This window comes from Acidimicrobiales bacterium (genome assembly GCA_025455885.1).
Classification (GTDB): domain Bacteria; phylum Actinomycetota; class Acidimicrobiia; order Acidimicrobiales; family Acidimicrobilacustridaceae; genus Rhabdothermincola_A.
On the sequence record JALOLR010000032.1, the window covers coordinates 1 to 2,678 of the forward strand.

Genomic DNA, 2,678 nt, shown 5'->3' on the forward strand with positions numbered 1-2,678 from the left:
GGCCCGAGGGTCACCTTGACCGCGTCGGCCAGGGTGTTCATGCCGCGCTCGAGGGCCCGGCGGGCCTCCTCGTCGAAAGCGATGATCTTCGCCATGTGTGTGTCGGTTCCTTCGCACGTGGTGCCGTGGATGCCGATGCGCCTGCCCGCGACGGACGACCCGCCGGGCGCGGTTCACGTCACCGCCCCGGTTGGCCTCAGCCGCACCGACCTGTCGGTGCCCCGGACGTGCCGGTGACCGCCGGTGGCTGTCACTCGACCCCTCCGAGTGCTAAGGAGATTATTGGCACTCACCCCGGTCGAGTGCAAGTGCCCCGCGCGGCCCCTGCGCGTCGTCCCACCGACCCCGATCCGTGAGTGCCGCTCCGAGGCGCAGGTCAAGGCCCAAGGGCCCGGGCGTCAGGCTGCCAACGGGGGCCGGTGCTGCTCTACTGTGGCTTCACGGGGCTCGGTCGGTGGCCCACCGGCCGGGCGAGTGGTCCCGACCGGGGCCGGGTGGGAAGGAGCGGTCCGATGACCGACTACGAACGCTCTGGACAGCGGTGGAAGGACGACCCCGCCGTCGAGGTGATCGACGCCTACCACCACCACGTCTCCGAGGAGCTCGGCACCGACGGCCCGGTCGAGACGTTCGGGCATCCCGACGAGACCCGCGTCGGTCACCTGGTCGACGACAACCGGCCGCTCCAGGACGACATCCCCGAGGCGCTCGCGCACGACACCCACGACCTGGAGGACCTCTCGGTCGAGGAGCTGGCGATGCACTACGTCGACGAGGACGCCGACCTCGCCGTCGACGGCAACGACGACCTGCCCGAGTACCTGCGCGCCTCGCTGGCCGAGGAGCGCTGACCCCGTTCCACGGCACCGGCCACGCCTCCGCCCGGACCCCTCCGATCCCTCGCCGACGTCGCTCGGGCCGCGCGCAACCCCCGGTATCGTCCAGCGCCGGCGTCCCGGAACGACGCACCCGGGTCGGCGGGGGAGAATCGTTCGATGACCGACGGCCCCCTGATCGTCCAGAGCGACAAGACCCTGCTGCTGGAGGTCGCCCATCCCGCCGCCGAGGACGCCCGCCGCGACATCGCGGCGTTCGCCGAGCTCGAGCGGGCGCCTGAGCACATCCACACCTACCGGATCACCCCGCTCGGGCTGTGGAACGCCCGGGCGGCCGGCCACGACGCCGAGAGCGTGGTCGACGCCCTCCTGCGCCACTCGCGCTTCCCCGTGCCGCACGCACTGCTGGTCGACGTCGCCGACACGATGGACCGCTACGGCCGGCTGCGCCTGCTCAAGCACCCGACCCACGGGCTGGTCCTCGAGGCCACGGACCGTGCGGTGCTCACCGAGGTGCTGCGCAGCCGCAAGGTCGCGCCGATGGTGGGGCAGCGCATCGACGAGGACACCGTGGTGGTGCACCCCAGCGAGCGCGGCGCGCTCAAGCAGGTGCTGCTGCGGCTGGGCTGGCCGGCCGAGGACCTGGCCGGTTACGTCGACGGCGAGGCGCATCCCATCGAGCTGCGCGAGGAGGGCTGGACGCTGCGCGACTACCAGCGCCAGGCGGCCGAGGGGTTCTGGCACGGCGGGTCCGGCGTGGTGGTCCTCCCCTGCGGCGCCGGCAAGACCCTGGTCGGGGCCGCGGCGATGGGCCTGGCGCGGGCCACCAGCCTGATCCTGGTCACGAACACGGTGAGCGCGCGGCAGTGGCGCGACGAGCTGCTGCGCCGCACGAGCCTGACCGAGGACGAGATCGGCGAGTACTCCGGGGCGCGCAAGGAGGTCCGGCCGGTCACGATCGCGACCTACCAGGTGATGACCACGAAGCGGAAGGGCACCTACGCCCACCTCGACCTGTTCGACGCCCGCGACTGGGGGCTGATCATCTACGACGAGGTCCACCTGCTGCCCGCCCCGATCTTCCGGTTCACCGCCGACATCCAGGCCCGCCGACGGCTGGGCCTGACCGCGACCCTGGTGCGCGAGGACGGACGCGAGGGCGACGTGTTCTCGCTGATCGGCCCCAAGCGCTTCGACGCGCCGTGGCGCGAGATCGAGGCGCAGGGCTGGATCGCACCCGCCGACTGCGTCGAGGTGCGCGTCACGCTGCCCGACCACGAGCGGATGGCCTACGCCATGGCCGAGCCCGACGAGCGCTACCGGATGGCGTCGACGACCCGCGAGAAGCGCTCCATCGTGTCGACGCTGGTCGCCCGGCACGCCGAGGACCAGGTGCTGGTGATCGGCCAGTACCTGGACCAGCTGCACGAGCTCGGCGAGCTGCTCGGCGTGCCCGTCATCACCGGCGAGACGCCGGTGAAGGAGCGCCAGGAGCTGTTCGACCTGTTCCGGTCGGGGGAGGTCTCGACCCTCGTGGTGTCGAAGGTGGCCAACTTCAGCCTGGACCTGCCCGAGGCGTCGGTGGCGATCCAGGTCTCCGGGTCGTTCGGGTCGCGGCAGGAGGAGGCACAGCGGCTCGGCCGCATCCTGCGGCCCAAGCACGACGGCCGCGGGGCCCGGTTCTACACCGTGGTCACGCGCGACACCGTCGACGCCGACTTCGCGGCGCACCGCCAGCGCTTCCTGGCCGAGCAGGGCTACGCCTACCGGATCGTGGACGCCGACGACGTGCTCCACGGCCTCGCCGACTGAGCCGCCCCGCGGCGACTTCATCCAAGTCCG

Annotated in this window: 2 protein-coding genes; both read left to right on the top strand. The window is 72.3% G+C overall.

Going from position 1 to position 2,678, the window contains the following annotated elements; all coding sequences use genetic code 11:
• Window positions 1–512: 512 nt before the first annotated feature.
• Window positions 513–851, top strand: coding sequence for a hypothetical protein (locus tag MUE36_15975; protein MCU0312425.1), 339 nt, complete (start codon window positions 513–515; stop codon window positions 849–851).
• 144 nt (window positions 852–995) lie between these two features.
• Complete coding sequence (locus MUE36_15980; GenBank protein MCU0312426.1) at window positions 996–2,648, top strand: DEAD/DEAH box helicase; 1,653 nt, start codon at window positions 996–998, stop codon at window positions 2,646–2,648.
• The last annotated feature ends 30 nt before the right edge of the window (window positions 2,649–2,678 follow it).

Excerpts from the sequence above, each read along its gene's own strand:
- MUE36_15980 (MCU0312426.1), top strand. The coding sequence starts at position 996 with ATGACCGACGGCCCCCTGATCGTCCAGAGCGACAAGACCCTGCTGCTG.
- MUE36_15975 (MCU0312425.1), top strand. The coding sequence starts at position 513 with ATGACCGACTACGAACGCTCTGGACAGCGGTGGAAGGACGACCCCGCC.